General features: G+C 74.0%; 15 protein-coding genes. 4 read left to right on the forward strand and 11 right to left on the reverse strand.

The genetic code is table 11. The annotated features are described in order from the left end of the window. The first annotated feature begins 25 nt into the window (after nt 1-25). Nucleotides 26-1021, forward strand: a complete 996-nt coding sequence (locus FGD68_RS13195; RefSeq protein ID WP_119372914.1) for a ketopantoate reductase family protein — start codon at nt 26-28, stop codon at nt 1019-1021. A 48-nt stretch (nt 1022-1069) separates the two neighbouring features. Here the strand turns inward: FGD68_RS13195 and FGD68_RS13200 are convergent, their stop codons facing one another. Then, a complete protein-coding gene (locus FGD68_RS13200) occupies nt 1070-1636 on the reverse strand; it encodes a nucleoside/nucleotide kinase family protein (protein ID WP_104237164.1) in 567 nt (188 codons plus the stop codon). Nucleotides 1637-1674: 38 nt separating this feature from the next. On the opposite strand from FGD68_RS13200, the gene FGD68_RS13205 reads away from it, so the two are divergent. Further along, nucleotides 1675-2553, forward strand: a complete 879-nt coding sequence (locus tag FGD68_RS13205) for an HhH-GPD family protein (protein WP_119372913.1) — start codon at nt 1675-1677, stop codon at nt 2551-2553. A gap of 43 nt (nt 2554-2596) precedes the next feature. Here the strand turns inward: FGD68_RS13205 and rbfA are convergent, their stop codons facing one another. The 10 genes from rbfA to FGD68_RS13255 form a co-directional block, all read right to left on the reverse strand. Further along, entirely contained in the window at nt 2597-3121 is a 525-nt protein-coding gene (gene rbfA / locus FGD68_RS13210) for a 30S ribosome-binding factor RbfA (RefSeq protein ID WP_119372912.1), read from the reverse strand. 179 nt (nt 3122-3300) lie between these two features. Beyond that, on the reverse strand, nt 3301-6135 hold the full coding sequence (gene infB, locus FGD68_RS13215) for a translation initiation factor IF-2 (RefSeq protein WP_237609547.1): 2835 nt from the start codon (nt 6133-6135) through the stop codon (nt 3301-3303). A gap of 96 nt (nt 6136-6231) precedes the next feature. Continuing rightward, a complete protein-coding gene (locus FGD68_RS13220; RefSeq protein ID WP_119373524.1) occupies nt 6232-6525 on the reverse strand; it encodes a YlxR family protein in 294 nt (97 codons plus the stop codon). Between the two features lie 50 nt (nt 6526-6575). Beyond that, the gene (nusA, locus tag FGD68_RS13225; RefSeq protein ID WP_086522104.1) at nt 6576-7583 is read right to left on the reverse strand and encodes a transcription termination factor NusA; all 1008 of its coding nucleotides are present in this window, start codon (nt 7581-7583) and stop codon (nt 6576-6578) included. A gap of 86 nt (nt 7584-7669) precedes the next feature. After that, complete coding sequence (locus FGD68_RS13230; protein ID WP_119373523.1) at nt 7670-9442, reverse strand: proline--tRNA ligase; 1773 nt, start codon at nt 9440-9442, stop codon at nt 7670-7672. A 31-nt stretch (nt 9443-9473) separates the two neighbouring features. Then, nucleotides 9474-10475, reverse strand: coding sequence for an NAD-dependent epimerase/dehydratase family protein (locus tag FGD68_RS13235; protein WP_237609548.1), 1002 nt, complete (start codon nt 10473-10475; stop codon nt 9474-9476). Next, nucleotides 10472-13144, reverse strand: coding sequence for an alpha/beta fold hydrolase (locus FGD68_RS13240; RefSeq protein ID WP_237609549.1), 2673 nt, complete (start codon nt 13142-13144; stop codon nt 10472-10474). Before FGD68_RS13240 ends, FGD68_RS13235 begins: the two co-directional genes overlap by 4 nt. A gap of 7 nt (nt 13145-13151) precedes the next feature. Beyond that, nucleotides 13152-14183, reverse strand: coding sequence for a 3-oxoacyl-ACP synthase III (locus tag FGD68_RS13245; protein WP_043582646.1), 1032 nt, complete (start codon nt 14181-14183; stop codon nt 13152-13154). 106 nt (nt 14184-14289) lie between these two features. Beyond that, a complete protein-coding gene (gene ispG / locus FGD68_RS13250) occupies nt 14290-15435 on the reverse strand; it encodes a flavodoxin-dependent (E)-4-hydroxy-3-methylbut-2-enyl-diphosphate synthase (protein WP_012038846.1) in 1146 nt (381 codons plus the stop codon). 77 nt (nt 15436-15512) lie between these two features. Further along, nucleotides 15513-16937: a M50 family metallopeptidase gene (locus tag FGD68_RS13255; RefSeq protein ID WP_182480939.1), complete on the reverse strand. Its 1425-nt coding sequence runs from the start codon at nt 16935-16937 to the stop codon at nt 15513-15515. A gap of 137 nt (nt 16938-17074) precedes the next feature. Between FGD68_RS13255 and FGD68_RS13260 the strand changes: the two genes are divergently transcribed. Further along, a complete protein-coding gene (locus FGD68_RS13260; protein WP_237609550.1) occupies nt 17075-18331 on the forward strand; it encodes a serine/threonine-protein kinase in 1257 nt (418 codons plus the stop codon). Then, a complete protein-coding gene (locus tag FGD68_RS13265) occupies nt 18328-18945 on the forward strand; it encodes a hypothetical protein (protein ID WP_119373185.1) in 618 nt (205 codons plus the stop codon). The genes FGD68_RS13260 and FGD68_RS13265 overlap by 4 nt, the downstream gene beginning before the upstream one ends. Nucleotides 18946-19005 lie beyond the last annotated feature (60 nt).

The following is a 19005-nucleotide window of genomic DNA, read 5'->3' on the forward strand; positions in this document are numbered from 1 at the left end:
GATCGATGGAGTCGGAGGAGGACGCGTGCGGATCGGTGTCGTGGGTGCTGGCGCGGTCGGCGGCACGCTCGCGGCGCTCCTCGAACGGGCCGGCCACGAGGTCGACGTCACCGCGCGCGGCCCGCATCTCCGGGCGATCCAGGACCGCGGGCTGCGCCTCGCCGGCGGCTACGGAGACCACGTGGCGCGCGTCGCGGCGGCCGAGCGGTTGGGCCGCCCGCCCGAGCTCGCGATCGTCGCCACCAAGATCGCCGACGCCCGCGACGCCATGACGGAGAACGCGGGCTGGCTCCGCGGCATCCCCGTGCTCGTCGTGCAGAACGGCCTCTCCGCGATCACGATGGGCGTCGAGTGCCTGCCGCGCTCCCAGGTCGTCGGCGGGCTCGCGCTCGCGGCGACGTCGCTCACCGAGCCCGGGCTCGTCACGGTCACGTCGCCCGCCGGCATGCAGATCGGCTCCGCGGACGGCCCTGGCGGTGCCGGGATCGCCCTGGTGCGCGAGGTGCTGGATCCCGTCATGCCGATCACGGTCGCCCCCGACTTCCGCGGCGCCCAGTGGACCAAGCTCGTCATCAACGGGATCAACGCGGTGCCGGCCGTCACCGGCCTCAGCGTGCAGGCCGTCATCGCCGAGCCCGTGCTCCGGCGCATCGTCACGCGCGCCATGCAGGAGACCGTGCGCACGGGGCTCGCGCGCGGGGTCACGTTCGGCCGGCTCGGCGGCCTCACCCACCGCCACCTGCGGCTGTTCGCCTCGCTGCCGCTCCCCCTCGCCGAGCGCCTGCCGGTGTCGCTCGCCCGGAACATGGGGCAGGTGCCGAACCCCGGCTCGACGCTGCAGAGCATCCGCCGCAACCGCCTCACCGAGGTGGACCACCTCAACGGCGCGGTCTCGGCCCTCGCGCCCGGCGCCGGCCAGGACGCGCGCGTCAACGCCGCGCTGGTGCAGCTCGTGCACAGCGTGGAGGCCAGCGGCCGCCACATCTCCCCCGCGGACCTCGCCCGGCTCGTGCCGCGCTGATCCCCGCTCCCGATCCGTCGGCGGGCGAGCCGCCGGACGCAGGACGCCTCAGCAGCTGTCGGCGAAGACGCGGCGCGGGAGCTCGGGATCGGTGACGTCCACGATCATGGTCGCCGCGCGTCGCGGATCCACCTGCCGGATGTAGCGGGCGTGAGCCTCCTGGGCCGCGGATCCGGCGTCGCCCCCCGAGGTCGCGAGCGGCTCGTCGGGCAGCAGCAGGTAGACGACCGCGTTCCAGAGGCCGCGGAGGTCCGGGGTCTGCAGGGCGTCCCCCGCGACGATCAGCACGGCGTCGTCGGGTGCGTCCGTCACGGCGTCCCCGTCGGGTCGCAGCGCGAACGCGCTGCCGGGCTTCCGGAACGGCCGCACGAGCCCGTCGCGGAGGGCGTCAGCCGCAGGAGCGCCGCCGCCGGAGGCGAAGTCCGCGGCCGCGACGGCGTACGCCCCGCGGCCGTCCGCGCGCAGCATGTCCGCGAGGTCGTGGGCGAACGCGCTCGGGTCCGCGAGCGGCCCGCCGTCGACCGCGAGGAACGCGCGTCCATGGCCGTAGTTGTGCAGGAACTCGTCGGCGAGCGAGGCGAGGACCTCGGCGCGGGAGGCGCGGTACAGGGGCATGCGCCGAGCCTAGGCTCATCGTCTCGTACGCTGGCCGGATGCCGGAGACCGCCCTCGCCCGAGACGTGAACGCGTGGTTCCGGGAGAACGCCCGCGACCTGCCGTGGCGCCGCGAGGGCTTCGGATCCTGGGGGATCCTCGTCAGCGAGTTCATGCTGCAGCAGACGCCCGTGGTCCGCGTGATCCCGCGGCTCGAGGAGTGGCTCGCACGCTGGCCCGTGCCCGCTGCCCTCGCCTCGGCGCCCGCCAGCGAGGCCGTCCGCGCGTGGGGCCGCCTCGGCTACCCGCGGCGCGCGCTGAACCTGCACGCGTGCGCGGTCGCGATCGTCGAGCGGCACGGTGGCGAGGTGCCGGAGGACGTGGATGCCCTGCTCGACCTGCCGGGCGTCGGCCCGTACACGGCGCGCGCGGTCGCGGCGTTCGCCTTCGGCCACCGCCATCCCGTGGTCGACATCAACGTGCGGCGGGTGCTCGCACGCGCGATCGCCGGCCAGGGCGACCCCGGACCGGCGCGCACGACCGTCGACCTCCAGGCGATGGAGGCGCAGCTGCCCGACGACGTCGCGGAGGCGCGCGTGTTCAACGCCGGCGCGATGGAACTCGGAGCGGTGATCTGCACGGCCCGCGCGCCACGCTGCGACGACTGCCCGGTGCGCGACCTGTGCGCATGGCGCGCCGCGGGGTACCCGGCCTACGACGGGCCGGCGCGCGTCATGCAGAAGCGGTTCGAGGGATCCGACCGCCAGGTGCGCGGCCTCCTGCTCGCCGAGCTGCGGTCGAGCCACTCCCCCGTGAGCGCGGCCGACCTCGCGACCGCGTGGCCGGAGCCCGTGCAGCGCGGGCGCGCGCTCGACGGCCTGCTCGCCGACGGGCTCGCCGTGCGCCAGCCCGACGGGACGTACGCCCTGCCGAGCTGACGCGCGGCGGTCGACCGGCGCGGACGCCGGCCGACCGGATGGATCAGTGCGCGGGCTCGTACCCGGGCGCCGAGCGGTCGGCGTCGTCGCCGTCCTCGCCGTCCTCGCCGTCCTCGTCGTCCTCGTCGTCCTCGTCGTCCTCCCCGATCACGCGGGGCTTGACGTACGGGTCCTCGTCGCCCGCGTAGACGCCGGCCTTCGCCTGCGCCTGCACGTCCGCGTCGCGCCGACGCGCCTCCTCCAGGAGGGCGTCGATCGCGGCCGCGTTCTCGGGCACGCCGTCGAGGATGAACTCGAGCGACGGCGTGAGGCGCGCGGTGATGTTCTTGCCCACCTCGCTGCGGAGCATGCCGGTGGCCGACTTGAGGGCGGCTGCCGTGTCGGCTCGCTCCTCGTCGGTGCCGTAGACCGTGTAGAAGATGCTGGCGTGCTGCAGGTCGCCCGTGACGCGCACGTCGGTGACGGTCACGAAGCCGAGCCGCGGGTCCTTGATGCCACGGTCGAGCTTGCGCGCGACGATCTCCTTGATGCGGTCGGCCATCTTCCTGGCCCTCGCGTGATCGACCATGGTCGACGTCCTTCCGTGACGCTGCTCGCCGGGCGTGCTCGTCCGGCTGGAGTGCTGGTGCCCCGCGGGTGGCGGGTACCGCCGGACGCGAGCGCCCGGGTCGTGCTGGTGCCCCGCGGATCGCGGGACGGGGAGGGCCCCGCTCCCCTGGTGGGGAGCGGGGCCCGGATCGGCCGGGGTCAGACCCGCGGCTTCTCCTTCATCTCGATCGTCTCGATCTCGTCGCCGATCTGGATGTCGTTGAACTTGCCGAGGCCGATGCCCGCCTCGAAGTCCGTGCGGACCTCGGACACGTCGTCCTTGAACCGGCGGAGCGACTCGATGGCCAGGCTGTCGCCCACCACCACGCCGTCGCGGATGACCCGCGCCTTGGCGTTCCTGGTGATGGTGCCCGAGCGGACGATGACACCCGCGATGTTGCCGAACTTGGAGGAACGGAACACCTCGCGGATCTCGGCGACGCCGGACTGGACCTCCTCGAACTCGGGCTTGAGCATGCCCGTGAGGCTCGACTCGATCTCCTCGAGCGCCGAGTAGATGACGCTGTAGAAGCGGATGTCGACGCCCTCGCGAGCCGCACGTGCACGGGCCTTCGGGTCGGGGCGGACGTTGAACCCGATGATGATCGCGTTGTCGATCGTCGCCAGGTTGACGTCGCTCTCGGTGACCGCTCCGACACCGCGGTGGATGATCCGCAGCTGCACGGAGTCGTCCACCTCGATCTTCATGAGCGACTCCTCCAGGGCCTCGACGGCACCGGACACGTCGCCCTTGATGATGAGGTTGAGCGACTCGACCTTGCCCTCCTCCAGCGCACGCGTGAAGTCCTCGAGGCTGATGCGCTTGCGGGCCTTGGCCAGCTGCGCGTTGCGCTCGACGGCCTCGCGCTTCTCGGCGATCTGACGGGCGGTGCGGTCCTCCTCGGTGACGAGGAAGGTGTCGCCCGCGCCGGGGACCGACGAGAGGCCCTGGACCTGGACCGGTCGTGACGGGTAGGCCTCGTGGACCGCGTCGCCGTTCTCATCCATCATCGCCCGGACCCGGCCGTAGGCCGTGCCCGCCACGATGGCGTCGCCCACGCGGAGCGTGCCCGACTGGATGAGGACGGTCGCGACCGCACCGCGGCCCTTGTCGAGGCGCGCCTCGATGGCCACGCCGCGCGCGTCCTTGTTCGGGTTGCTGCGCAGGTCGAGCCCGGCGTCGGCGGTGAGCAGGACGGCCTCGAGGAGGTCCTCCACGCCCTTGCCGGTGAGCGCCGACACGTCGACGAACATGACGTCTCCGCCGTACTCCTCGGCGACCAGGCCGTACTCGGTGAGCTGCTGGCGCACCTTGGCGGGGTTGGCCCCCTCCTTGTCGACCTTGTTGACCGCGACCACGATCGGCACGTTCGCCGCCTGGGCGTGGTTCAGGGCCTCCACCGTCTGCGGCATGATGCCGTCGTCGGCCGCGACCACGAGGATCGCGATGTCGGTGACCTGCGCACCACGGGCGCGCATGGCGGTGAACGCCTCGTGGCCCGGGGTGTCGATGAAGGTGATGGCGCGCTCGTAGCCCTCGTGCGGCGCCCAGACCTGGTACGCGCCGATGTGCTGCGTGATGCCGCCCGCTTCGCCCTCGATGACGTTGGCGTTGCGGATGGCGTCGAGCAGGCGCGTCTTGCCGTGGTCGACGTGGCCCATGACGGTGACGACGGGCGGCCGGATCTCCAGCACGTCGTCGTCCTCGTCCTCGAGCTCCTGGTCGAGGTCGATGTCGAAGCCCTCGAGCAGCTCGCGGTCCTCGTCCTCGGGGGAGACGACCTGGATCTTGTAGCCGAGCTCCGTGCCGAGCACCTCGAAGGTGGCCTCGTCGAGCGACTCGGTCGCCGTGGCCATCTCACCGAGGTGGAACAGCACGGTCACCAGGTTGCCGGGGCTCGCGTCGATCTTGTCGGCGAAGTCCGAGATGGACGCGCCGCGACGCAGGCGGACGATGGTGTTGCCGTCGCCGCGGGGTACGCTGACGCCACCCAGCGACGGGGCCTCGCGCAGCTCGAACTCGGCCCTCTTCGTCCGCTTCGACTTGCGCGACTTGCTCTTGCCGCCGCCGCGCCCGAAGGCGCCGGCGGTGCCGCCGCCGGGGCCGCGACCACGGCCGCCGCCGCCGGGACGACCGGCGAAGCCGCCGGCCGGACGCTGGAAGCCGCCGGCTGCGGGGGCGCCGGGGCGTCCCGCTCCGCCGGGCGCTCCGCCGGGGCGACCCGCACCCGCGGGACGCTGGCCGAAGCCGGCCGGGCGTGCGCCCTGGCCGACGCCGCCGGGACGCGGGGCGCCGGGGCGGGGGGATCCGGGACGGGGAGCGGCCGGACGGGGGCCTGCGGCTCCCGCGGCGGGACGCTGGCCCATGCCCTGGTTGCTCGCGAACGGGTTGTTGCCCGGGCGGGGCTTGGTGCCCATGCCCTGGTTGCTCGCGAAGGGGTTGTTGCCGGGGCGCGGGGCCGCCGGACGCGGGATCCCGGGGCGCGGGATGCCGTTCGAGGGGGCCGGCGTGCTGCCGGCGTCCGGGCGCGGGGCGCTCGGGGTCTCGGCGGCCGGGGCGTCGGGGGTGGCGGACGCGGCCGACTTCTCGGCCTGCGCCTTCTCCTCCGCGGCGGCCTTGCGGCTCGCCTCGGCCTGGGCCTGGCGCTCCGCGACGGTCAGCGGCTTCGCCGGGACCGGGACGTCGGACGCCTCGGGCGCCTCGACCTCGGGAGCAGCGGTGGGCTGCGGGGCGGGGGTGGGACGGCCGCCGGGCTTGGGAGCCGACGAACGGGCTCCGGGGCGCGGCGCGGACGAAGGAGCCGCGGCGGGTGCCGCTGCCTGTCCGGTGAGGCCGGCGGCCTCGAGGGCGGCCTTGAGCTTGCGGGCCACGGGGGGCTCGATGCTCGACGACGGTCCCTTGACGAACTCGCCCATCTCCTTGAGCTTGGCGAGTGCGGTCTTGCTGTCGACGCCGATCTCGGCGGCGATCTCGTGTACGCGTGGTTTTGCCACTGTTCTCCTGTCTGGGGGTCCTCTCCCAGGCAGGAGGGGACCGCTAGTGCTGGACGGATCTCATTTCGAGCCGCTCATTAGTTGTCCATGTGCCGTTCAGCCTGTTCTCTCGGATGCTCGCGCGCTCGGCTGGGCCGCGAGCCGCTCTCGTAGTCCCCCAAGAGCTGCGGGGTCGAGCGCCGCGTCGCTCCGCAGGGCCCGCCCGAAGGCACGCCGCGCGATCGCTCTGTCGATGCACTCGATGGTCGGATGGATCCACGCACCCCTGCCGGCCATCACCGCGCGCTCGTCGATGACGAGGGAGCTGGTGGGGGGATCGGCGACGATCCGCAGTAGCGCGGACCTCGGGGCACGCCGACGACAGCCGACGCACGTTCTTACCGGATCCATACTACCCCCTCCGTCCGGCGGCGGGGAGGCCGGGTCGCGGCGGGCGGCGCTCAGTCGTCGCCCTCGAGGATCGAGTCGGGCTGGATGTCGATCTTCGCGCCCGTGAGCTTGGCGGCGAGGCGGGCGTTCTGGCCCTCCTTGCCGATGGCGAGCGACAGCTGGTAGTCCGGCACGAGGGCGCGGACGGCCTTGGTCGCCTGGTCGATGACGAACGAGCTCGTGACGCGGGCGGGCGACAGCGCGTTGCCGACGAACACGGGCAGCGACTCGGAGTAGTCGACGATGTCGATCTTCTCGTCGTTGAGCTCCGCGGTGACGGCGCGGACGCGCTGCCCCAGCTCGCCGATGCAGGCGCCCTTGGCGTTGATGCCGGGCTCGGTCGCGCGCACCGCGATCTTCGTGCGGTGGCCGGCCTCGCGGGCGAGCGACACGATCTCGACGAGCCCCTGCGCGATCTCCGGAACCTCGAGCGCGAACAACTTCCGGACGAGGGACGGGTGCGTGCGCGAGACCGTGATCTGCGGGCCCTTCGCGCCGCGGGAGACGCTCGTGACGTAGACGCGCAGGCGGGAGCCGTGCACGTACTTCTCGCCGGGGACCTGCTCCTCGGGCGGGAGGATCGCCTCGATGGTGCCGAGGTCGACGTGGATCATGCGCGGGTTCGGGCCCTGCTGGATGACGCCCGCGACGATGTCGCCCTCGCGGCCCTTGAACTCGCCGAGGATGCGGTCGTCGCCGATGTCACGCAGGCGCTGGTTGATGACCTGCTTCGCGGCGAAGGCGGCGATGCGGCCGAAGTCGCTCGGGCTGTCCTCGGACTCGCCGATGACGAGGCCGTCCTCGTCGAGCTCGGGGACGTGCACGGAGACGTGGCCGGTCTTGCGGTCCAGGTGCACGCGAGCGGGGGGCACGCCGTCGGCGACGGGCTTGGCGTCGGCCTGGTCGGTGTGCTTGAGGTAGGCGGTGAGGATGGCCTGCTCGATGATCGAGACGAGCTCCTCGAACGGGATCTCGCGCTCGCGCTCCATCAGGCGCAAGACGCTCAGGTCGATGTCCACGGTGCGACTCCTCTATTCGGTTGGAAACACTCGAGGCTACCCGACCGGGAGCGGTCGGGCAGCCTCGGGCGGGGGCGCGGTGCGGATCAGCGTCCGGCGGTGAGGGCGCCCACGACGTCGGCGAGGGCGACGGGCGTGCGCTCGTTCGTGCGGCGGTCCCAGAGCTCGGCCATGCCGTCGACGGCGCCGCGGCCGACGATGACGATGGTCGGCACCCCGATGAGCTCGGCGTCGCCGAACTTCACGCCGGGCGAGACCTTGGGGCGGTCGTCGAAGAGCACGTCGAGGCCCGCGGCGTCGAGCGCGTCGACGAGCTCCTCGGATGCGGAGGCGATCTCGTCGCCCTTGCCGGTCATGACTACGTGCACGTCGAACGGGCTGATGGACGCGGGCCAGAGGAGGCCGCGACCGTCCTGCGTGGCCTCGGCGACGAGCGCGAGGTTGCGCGTGATGCCGATGCCGTAGGACCCCATCGTGACGGTGACGAGCTTGCCGTTCTCGTCGAGCACCTTGAGGCCCAGGGCCTCCGCGTACATGCGGCCGAGCTCGAAGACGTGGCCGATCTCGGTGCCGCGCGCGGTGCTGATGGGACCGGATCCGTCGGGGGCGGGGTCGCCGTCGCGCACGTCGGCCGCCTCCACGACGCCGTCGGGCGTGAAGTCGCGGCCGGCGACGAGCGAGAGCACGTGCTTCCCGGCGACGTTGGCGCCCGTGATCCACGAGCTGCCGCCGACGACGCGGGGGTCGACGAGGTAGCGCACCTTCGTGCTGGACGTGGATCCGAGGACGGGTCCCTCGGCCGACCACGGGCCGATGTAGCCCTTCACGAGGCCGGGCTGCTTCGCGAGGTCGCCCTCCGTGGCGGGCTCGACCTCGGCGGGGAAGAAGGCCACCTCGGCGCGCTTGAGGTCGATGTCGCGGTCGCCGGGGATCCCCACGACGACGAGCTCGCGCGTGCCGTCGAGGTGGGTGAGCGCGAGCACGATGTTCTTCAGCGTGTCGGCGGCCGTCCAGGCGCGGCCGTCCTCGCGGGGCTCGCGGGCGTTCGCGAGGTCGACGAGGGTGGCGATGGTGGGGGTGTCGGGCGAGTCGAAGACGCGCGCGGCGGGCTGGCCATCGATGGGGATCGACTCGGGCACGAGCGTGGTGAATGCCTCGACGTTGGCCGCATAGCCGCCGGGGCTGCGCACGAACGTGTCCTCGCCGATGGGCGTGGGGTGCAGGAACTCCTCGCTCTTGGACCCGCCCATGGCGCCGGCGTCGGCGGCGACGATGACGTACTCGAGGCCGAGGCGCTGGAAGATCCGCTCGTAGGCGTCGCGCTGGGCCTGGTAGCTGACGGCGAGGCCGGCGTCGGTGTGGTCGAAGGAGTAGGCGTCCTTCATCGTGAACTCGCGCCCGCGGAGGATGCCGGCGCGGGGCCGGGCCTCGTCGCGGTACTTGTCCTGGATCTGGTAGATCGACAGGGGCAGGTCCTTGTACGACGAGTAGAGGTCCTTCACGAGCAGCGCGAAGAACTCCTCGTGCGTGGGCGCGAGCACCATGGGCGCGCGCTTGCGATCCTCGAGGCGGAACATCCCGGGGCCGTACTCGTCGTAGCGGCCGGTGGCCTGGTACGGCTCGGCGGGCAGGAGCGCGGGGAAGTGCACCTCCTGGGCGCCGATGCGCTCCATCTCCTCGCGGACGATGGCCTCCACCTTGTTCTTGACCCGGAGGCCGAGCGGCAGCCAGGCGAAGATGCCGGGAGCCTGGCGGCGGATGTAGCCGGCGCGCACGAGGAGGCGGTGGCTGGCGACCTCGGCGTCGACGGGGTCTTCCCTGAGGGTGCGGACGAAGAGCTTGGAGAGGCGTGTGGACACCGGTTCAGCCTAGCGATCCGCCCGGGCCCGCTCAGCGCGCGGCGGCGTACGAGAGGCGGAGGCGCTCGAAGCCCTCGTCGAGGGAGACGGCCGGGGTCCAGCCGAGCGCGCGACGCGTCGCGCGCTGGTCGAACCAGTGCGCGGTGGAGAGCTGCTCGGCGAGGAAGCGGGTCATGGGCGGCTCGTCGGATCCGGGGCGCACGGCCCACACGCGCTCGACCGCTCCCCCGGCGGCACGGGCGAGGGCGGCGGGCACGCGGATCCGCGGTGCGGGCACCCCGGCCGCGCGGCACATGCCCGCGAGCAGCTCGGCGACGGGTCGCGGCTCGCCGTTGGTGACGACGTAGGCGCGGCCGTGCGCGGTGTCGGCTGCGTCGAGCGCGGCGACGACGGCGTCGGCGGCGTTGTCGCGGTAGACGGTGTCGATGAGCGCGGCGCCGTGGCCGAGGAGCGGGAGGCGTCCGCGGGCGGCCCGGTCGACGATGCGGGCGACCAGCTGCGTGTCGCCGGGGCCCCAGACGAGGTGCGGGCGGACGGCGAGGACGCGCATCGCGGGGTCGTCGGCGGCCAGCGCGATGAGCTCGCCCTCGGCCTTGGTGCGGGCGTACTCGCCGCGGGCGCGGACAGGATCCGCCGTGCCGGCGCCGTCGCCCGTGATGGAGAGACCCGTGTGCGCGACCGACGGCGAGGAGACGTGGACGAAGCGGGAGACGCCGGCCGCGCCCGCCGCCCGGAGGAGCGCGCGCGTGCCCTCGACGTTGACGGCGCGGAAGTCGGCCGGGTCGCCCGCGAGCGAGACCTTGGCGGCCAGGTGGATCACGGCGTCGACGCCGTCGACCGCCCGGACGACGGCGGCCGGGTCGGTGACGCTGCCGCGGAGGTCGACGACCGCTCCCGGCACGGGCGCGGTGCCGCTCGCCGCGAGGCCGGACGGCTGGCGCTGGAAGGTGCGGACGGCGTGGCCCGCGGCGGCGAGCCGCTCGGCGACGGATCGGCCCAGCATGCCGCTGGCGCCCGTGACGAGCACGATCACGGCGCGCTCACCCGGCCGCCCGCGAGGATCCCGGCCGCCCAGCGGCCGAGGCGGGCGCGGTCGACCTTGGAGTTGTGGCGCACGTCGGTCGGCAGGACGGGGACGACGATCACGGCCGCGACGGGGATGCCGACCGCGGCGCGCACGGCGGCGGCGAGGTCCGCAGCCGCGAGGCCGACCCGGCGCGCGGCCGGCGCGCTCTCGACGACGAGGACGAGCTGCTGGACGCCAGCCGGACCGACGCCCACGGCGGCCGCGCGGCCGACGCCCGGCGCGGTCTCGGCGCGCTGCTCGGGGCCGACGGGCGTGAGCACGCCGTCGGCCGTCGTGATCACGTGCGGCAGCCGGCCCTCGATCCAGAGCGCGCCCGTGGCGTCGAGGTGGCCGACGTCGCCCGTGCGGTGGCGGCGGATCCCATCTGCCGAGTCGCGGCGGGCCGCGCGGTCGGTGACGTGCAGGCGGTCGTACCGCTCGTGCAGGTGCGGCGCGGACGCGACGATCTCGCCCGTGATGCCGGGCTCGTCGGTGAGCGCGCCCGTCGCGGCGCCGTCGGCGTCGAGGGGGCTGATGCGGATCGCGACGGGGTCGACGGGCTCGCCGACGCACACGCCGGCGTCGCCGCGGAGGGCGGCGGCGCGGATCCCCTCGAGGGTCACGTCGGTGAGCAGCAGCCCCTCCGTCATGCCGTAGGGCGTGTGCACCTCGGCGGCCGGCACGAGCGCGGCGGCGCGCGCGAGCAGCGCCTCCGAGAGCGGGGCGCCCGCGGAGAGCAGCGAGCGGACCCGGCCGAGCGCCTCCCGATCGGCGGCCGAGAGGGCGTCCGCCGTGGCGACCACGTTGGCGAGAGCGGCGGGCGACGCGAAGACGACCGTGGCGTCCGCGGCGCTGGCCGCGGCGGCGAGGGCGGACGCGGTGAGGTCGCGCGGGCGGGTCACGTCCATGTCGGGCGTGACGCTCGTGGCGCCGAGCGCGGGGCCGAGCAGCGCGAACGGGGCGAACCCGGCGACGAGGCCGGTGCCGACGCCCACGTCGAAGCGGGACCCGAGGGTGTCGCGGAGCGCCGCCAGCTGGCGGTTCGTGTAGACGACGCCCTTGGCGGGGCCGGTGGATCCGGAGGTGAAGAGGATCGCCGCGTCGTCGTCCGCGGCGGGCTCGGGCGGGAGGACCTGCGCGCGGCCGTCGCGGGCGATCTGCGGCAGGCTCGCGGCGACGCCGAGCGCGCGCGCGACGGGCGGCGCGAGGGTGGTGACGGAGATGCGCTCCCCCGGCCAGCCGAGTGCGCGCGCGAGGGCGAGGCCGGCGGGGATGCCGACGACCATGTCGGGGCGGGATCCCGCGACCGCGCGCCCGAGGCCCTTCACGCCGAGGCCCGCGTCGGCGACCACGACGACCGCGCCGATGCGCAGGCACGCGTAGAGGAGGGCCGTGAGGTCGGCGCCGGGCGGGACGAGGAGCGAGACGCGGTCGCCGGCGCGGAGGCCGCGCGCGTGCAGCCCCGCGGCGATCTCGCGGACGCGCCGCGAGAGCAGCCGCCAGGAGACGGTGCGCGGACCGCCGCCGCCGCCGCGCGGAGCCATCTCGACGAGGACGGGCGCGTCGCTGTCGCACAGCTCCTCGAGGAGGGCGCCGAGCAGGCGGACGGGCGGGGAGGCGACGGCCGCCGGAGCGGAGGCGGGCGCGGATCCCGGCGCGACCCGATCCGCGAGCCAGTCGAGCGCGGCGGATGCGTAGTCGTGGTCCTCGGCGACGAGGTGGCCGGCGCCCTCCACCCGGTGCACGTCGGCGTGCGGCAGGCGCTCGAGGAGGTCGGACAGGTAGACGTCGCTGAAGATCGGGTCGCGCGGTCCCCACACGAACAGGGCCGGCAGGTCGAGGTCGCGGAGCCCCTCCGCGATCGAGGTGAGCGTCGCGTGGCTCGGGTGCGCGGGGCCCACGGGGATGTCGGCGACGAAGCCGCGGATCCCGGCGCGGCGGTCGGCACCGCGGTACGGCGCCGCGAACGCGCGACGCACGGCGGGGTCGAGCGGGGGGTGCGCGAGCGCGAGCGTGGTGGCGAGGAAGCCGGGCGTGCCACGGGTGGCGGCGTCGTGGATCCCCGTGGCGAGCGCGAGCCGCAGCGGCCACGGGATGGGCACGCCCTCCTCCTGGTGCACCGCGGTGTTGAGGGCCATGACCCCGGCGAGCACGTCCCGGTTGCGCAGCGCCCAGCCGAGGCTGATCACTCCGCCCCAGTCGTGGCCGAGCGTGACGACGGGCGCGGTGACGCCGGATCCCGAGAGCCCGAGCTCGTCGGTCAGCGCCTGGAGGTCGTCGAGCCGCATCGGCAGCGTGCGCGCCTCGCCCGTGCGCTCGGAGAAGCCCATGTCGAGCTGGTCGACGGCGACGACGCGCCAGGCCGGCCGCGACGGATCCCGCTCGGCGCGCGCGAGCGACTCCGCCGCGATGCGCCGCCACAGGTACGACCAGGTGGGGTTGCCGTGCACGCACAGGATCGTGCCCGCGACGGGCGCGCCCGTCGCCGCCAGTCGCTCCCCCGTGTCGAGCAGGTGCCAGCCGTGGCCGCCCGCGCGCTCGACGCGCGACCATGCGGGATCGAGCCCGGTCAGCGGCTGCCCGTCGGGACCTGCCGCGGGGACGGTCGCCGGGGCGACCGCGGCCGATGCGCTCACGCCGCGGCTACCAGAGGATCTCGGTCATGGCCGTGTTGAGGCCCGAGCCCACGCCCATGCAGAGCACGCGGTCGCCGCGGCTCAGGCTGTCGGCCTGGTCGGCGAGCGTGATGGGGATGCTCGCGGGCCCGACGTTGCCGTAGCGCGGGTAGGTGAGCGGCACGCGCGACTTGTCGAGCTTCGCGGCCTTGACGATGGCGTTCGTGTGCACGTCCGAGACCTGGTGGAGGATGTAGCGGTCCATGTCGGACCAGTCCCAGTCGTCCTGCGCGGCTTCCTTCCACGCGTCGACGACGAGCTCCATGCCGCCGCGGAGCAGCTCCTTGGTGTCGGTGAACATGCCGTCCACGTCGCCGATGCAGAGCTCGTGGTGCTGGGTGGCCGCGCGCGTGACGCCGCCGAGGATCCGGTGCCCCTCGGGGTGGTCGCTCGTGCGTCCGAGGACGGCGGCCGCGGCGCCCGCGCCGAGGGTGAGGCTGGGGAACTCGCTGAGGAAGTCGGCGCGCGTGGTCTCCGGCCGGAGCAGGCGCGCGACCGTGTTGTGGCGGATCTCGCCGGCGTCCTCGCCGTCGACGATCATCGCGTAGTCGATCTGGCCCGAGTCGATGAGGTGGCCGGCGAGCGTCATGGCGTTCACGAAGCCGAGGCACGCGTTGGCGATGTCGAAGTTGAGGGCGGACGACGGCAGACCGAGCCCGTTGTGGATGCTGACCGCGACGCTCGGTTCGAGGTGCGCGCGCGTGACGGACGTGTTGATGAGCAGCCCGATCTGCGACGCCTCGACGCCGGCCTGCGCGAGCGCCTTGCGTCCGGCCTCCGTTGCGGCCGCGTCGAACGACATGGACGTGTCCCAGTTGCGCCGCTCGAGCACGCCCGCGACGCGCTGCAGCAGACCGGTGGGGAGGCGGAGCCGGGACAGCACGGGCTTCAGCCGGTCGTCGATCTCGACGGAGGTCACGGTGTGCGGGGCGAGGACGCTGGCGAGCCCCAGCAGGGAGGTGTTCCGATGCCGGAATGTGGCGTTACCGTTCAACAGCATCCTCAGTTCGTGGGGCGGTCCGCCGGGCGGACGACTAGCAGAGCCTACGCGCAGCCGGCGCGCGCGGACGCACGCCGCCCGCGCGGGCGGGTGGGAGAGAAGGGGACTAGACCAGGATCTCGGGGCTGCCGATGGATCCGGCGGGCATCTCCGCGGCGAGGCGGTTGGCCTCCTCGATGAGGGTCTGGACGATCTCGGCCTCGGGCACCGTCTTGATGACCTCGCCCTTGACGAAGATCTGCCCGCGGCCGTTGCCGGACGCCACGCCGAGCTCGGCCTCGCGGGCCTCGCCGGGACCGTTCACGACGCAGCCCATGACGGCCACGCGCAGCGGCACATTGACGTGCTTCAGGCCCTCGGTGACCTGCTCGGCGAGCGAGTAGACGTCGACCTGGGCGCGGCCGCAGCTCGGGCAGGAGACGATCTCGAGCTTGCGCTCGCGGAGGTTGAGCGACTGCAGGATCTGCAGGCCCACCTTCACCTCCTCGGCCGGCGGCGCGGAGAGGGAGACGCGGATGGTGTCGCCGATGCCCTCGGAGAGCAGGATCCCGAACGCCGTGGCGCTCTTGATGGTGCCCTGGAACGCGGGTCCCGCCTCGGTGACGCCGAGGTGCAGCGGCCAGTCGCCGCGCTCGGCGAGCAGGCGGTACGCCTTCACCATGATGACCGGGTCGTTGTGCTTGACCGAGATCTTGAAGTCGTGGAAGTCGTGCTCCTCGAAGAGGCTGGCCTCCCAGACGGCGGACTCGACGAGCGCCTCGGGCGTGGCCTTGCCGTACTTCTGCAGCAGGCTCGGGTGCAGGGACCCGGCGTTGACGCCGATCCGGATGGACACGCCAGCGGCCTTGGCGGCCTTCGCGATGGCGCCGACCTGGTCGTCGAACTTGCGGATGTTGCCGGGGTTCACGCGCACCGCGCCGACGCCGGCGTCGATGGCGGTGAAGACGTAGCGGGGCTGGAAGTGGATGTCCGCGATGATCGGGATCTGGCTCTTCTTCGCGAGGATGTGCAGCACGTCCGCGTCGTCCTGGTGCGGCACCGCGACGCGCACGATGTCGCAGCCCGTGGCCGTGAGCTCGGCGATCTGCTGGAGCGTCGCGTTGATGTTGGTCGTCTGCGTCGTCGTCATCGACTGGACGCTCACCTGGGCGTTCCCGCCCACCTTCACCTTGCCGACGCTGATCTGACGGGTCTTGCGGCGGGGCGCGAGGACCTCAGGGACCTTCGGCATTCCGAGATTGACTGCTGGCACGGGAAGAGCCTACGTCCGATTCCTGCGCGCCCGGTGCGGCGGGGGCGCGGGGCGCTCCCGACCGGCGCCGCCCGGGATCACGTCAGGCGGACGGGGTTCACCAGGTCGGCGAAGATCAGCAGCGCGCTCATCGCGCCGAAGACGATGACGACCACGAACGTCAGCGGCATGAGCTTCGCGACGTCGACCGGTCCGGGATCGCGCCGGCCGAAGGCCTTCGCGAGGAACCGTCGGACGCCCTCAACGATCGCGCCGAGCACGTGCCCGCCGTCGAGCGGCAGGAGCGGCAGCAGGTTGATCATGCCGAGCGCCACGTTGAGCGAGGCGACCAGGCCGATCATCGCGGAGGCACGCGAGGCGACCGGCGTCTCGTCGAGGCTCGCGATCTCGCCCGCGACGCGGCCGACGCCGACGACGCTCATCGGGCCGTTCGGGTCCCGCTCGCCGCCGCCGAACGCGGCGCGGCCGACGTCCACCAGGCGCTGCGGGAGGTTCAGGATGAGGTTGCCGACCGCGGCCATGTTCTCGCCCGTGGTGGTGAACGCGGCGGAGAGCGGCTGCTGCTGCACCGCCTGCGTCGGGCTGAAGCCGATGAGGCCCACCTCGCGCGTGACCGGGTTCCCCTGTTCGTCGACCTCGGGGGCGCCGCGCTGGCCGATGACGGCCTGCTGCGTCAGCACGGGCGTGATGGCGAGCGTCTGCCGCGCGCCGTCGCGCTCCACGACGACGTCGAGCTCCTTCCCGGCGGAGACCTGGACCGTGCTCGTGACCTGGTCCCATGCGGTGACCGGCGAGCCGTCGATGCTGACGATCGTGTCGCCGGGCTGGAGGCCGGCCGCGGCGCCCGGCGCCTCGGGTGCGCCGGCGGGGCAGGTGGCGGCGTCGGCGGACGCGCTGGATCCGGCGGGCACGATGCACGCGTTCACCTGGCCGACCGTGGTGGTGGGCGTCGTGACGCCGAAGCCGCAGAGGACGATCGCGAACAGCACGATCGCCAGGATGAAGTTCATCGCCGGGCCGCCGAGCATGATCACCATGCGCTTGGGGACGGGCAGCTTGTAGAAGGCGCGGTCCTCCTCGTCGCCGACGCTCTCGGCGCTGGCCTGGCGGGCGTCCTGCACGAGGAGGTCGAAGAAGCCGCGACCGGCGCGGTCACCGGCGTCCGGGGTGGTCGTCGATCCGGCGTCGGCGGCGTCGCGGCGGGTGTCGGGCCCGACCAGCTGCGCGATCCCCGTGCTGCTCGTGCCGGCGCGGGAGCTCTGCGGCGGGAACATGCCGATCATGGAGATGTAGCCGCCGAGCGGGATGGCCTTCACGCCGTACTCGGTCTCGCCCTTGCGGCGGCTGAAGATGGTGGGCCCGAAGCCGATCATGTACTGCGTGACGCGCACGCCGAAGAGCTTCGCGGGCACCAGGTGACCGACCTCGTGGAGGCCGATGGACACGGCGACGCCGACCACGATGATGAGCACCCCGAGGATGTAGAGGAAGACGCCGTCCATGGTGGGAGAGGCTACCTCCCGCACCCTGGGCGGACGCCGCCGTGGCGCGGATCCGCAGGCTGGCCGCCGACCGGGCCGGGCGGACTCCGCCCAGGAGCCCCGGGCTAGTCTGGGAGCCCGAGAGGAGAGGTGCGCCCATGCCCGGAGAACGGCCCGACCCACTCGCCGGCACGCTGCTGGCCGGTCGCTACCGCATCAGCGGGCTGCTCGGACGCGGCGGCATGGCCACCGTGTACCGCGCCGCCGACGAGACGCTCGGCCGCGAGGTGGCCGTCAAGGTCTTCGCGACCGACTCCGCCGATCCCGGCGAGGTCGAGCGCCAGGAGGGCGAGGTGCGCATGCTCGCGGGGCTCAGCCACCCCGGCCTCGTGACGCTCTTCGACGTGGGCGACGACGTCGTCGCCGACCGCGTGCTCGCCTTCATCGTGATGGAGATCGTCGACGGCTCGACGCTCGCCGACCGCATGAAGGAGGGGCCGCTGCCCGGGCCCGAGGTGGCGCGCATCGGCGGGATCCTCAGCGACGCGCTCGGCTACATCCACCGCCGCGGAGTCGTGCACCGCGACGTGAAGCCCGCCAACGTGCTGCTGGCGCGACCCGAGGACGACGACGAGCCGGCGGTCGCCAAGCTCACCGACTTCGGCATCGCCCGGCTCGTGGACGGCACGCGCCTCACGTCGACCGGATCCATCATCGGCACCGTCAGCTACCTCAGCCCCGAGCAGGCGCTCGGCGAGGAGGTGGGCGCGCCCACCGACGTCTACGCGCTCGGCCTCGTGCTCCTCGAGTGCCTCACCGGCCGCCGCACCTTCCCGGGCACGGCCGCGGAGTCGACCATGGCGCGCGTGGTGCGCGACCCGGAGATCCCCGCCCGGCTCGGCGCCTCGTGGGTGGACCTGCTCTCCCGCATGACCCGCCGCGATCCCGCGAGCCGGCCGACCGCGCGCGAGGTCGCCGCGGAGCTCCGCACCGGACGCGCGCCCGAGTCCGCGGTGGATGCGCCGACCGCCACCTCGACGCGGGTGATGCCCGCTGCGGCGGCTGCCGGGTTCGGCGCGGCCGGGGCCGGTGCGGCTGCTGCTGCTGCGCCGTCCGCGGATCCGGACGCCCGGACCGAGCGGTTCGCCGCCGCGCCGACGACGCCTCCCGCGCGCGGCGCGGACCCGACCGCCAGGACCTCCCGGGCCGCCGACGCGGATCGCACCCCGGCGAAGCGTCGCGGCAACCGGGCGCTCAGCATCGGCGTCGTGTCCGTGCTGATCGCCGCGGCCGCCGTCGTCGGAGTAGTGGGTGTCCAGGCGCTGCAGACCCGCGACACCTCGTACCCGTCCGTTCCCGGACCCCTCGGCGCGAGCCTCGAGGAGCTGCAGAAGAGCGTGGAGGACGCCCCGTGATCCGCACATCGACCCGCCCGACCGACGGTCCCCGGCGGCGCTCCCTCCGCGGTCGTGCCGCCGTGGGCCTCGCGACCGCGACCACGACCGTGCTCCTCCTCGCCGGCTGCGCGGGCTCGTCGACGCCGGAGGACAGGGCGCTCGACGACCTGCAGCAGCGGACGCTCTCGGTGACCCAGTCATCGAAGGACGGCGACTACGCCAAGGCGCTCGCCCAGCTCGAGGAGCTCCGCACGGCGGTCGAGGCCGACCTCGCCGACGGATCCATCGACCAGGCGCGGCGCGACGAGGTCATCGCGCGGATCGACGCGGTGCGCGCGCAGCTCGAGGCCGCCCGCGACGCGGCGGAGACGACCCCGACGACGTCCCCGTCGCCGTCCGCGAGCCCCTCGCCGTCACCGTCCCCCTCGCGGACGGCGTCGCCGTCGCCCTCGCCCAGCCCGAGCCCGAGCCGCACGACGACGCCGACTCCCGCGGCCACGCCGAGCCCGGCCCCGGGCGGCGGGAACGGGAACGGTAACGGGAACGGGAACGGGAACGGCGGAGCCGGCAACGGCAACGGCGGTGGGAACGGCGGTGGCGGAGCGGGCGAGCCCGGGAACGGGGACGGCTGAGCTGAGGGGCGGTTCCACGTCCGGCCGCCTCGGCAGGATGTCCGGGATCGCCGCGGTCGC

Source organism: Clavibacter californiensis (assembly GCF_021952865.1).
Classification (GTDB): Bacteria; Actinomycetota; Actinomycetes; order Actinomycetales; family Microbacteriaceae; genus Clavibacter; species Clavibacter californiensis.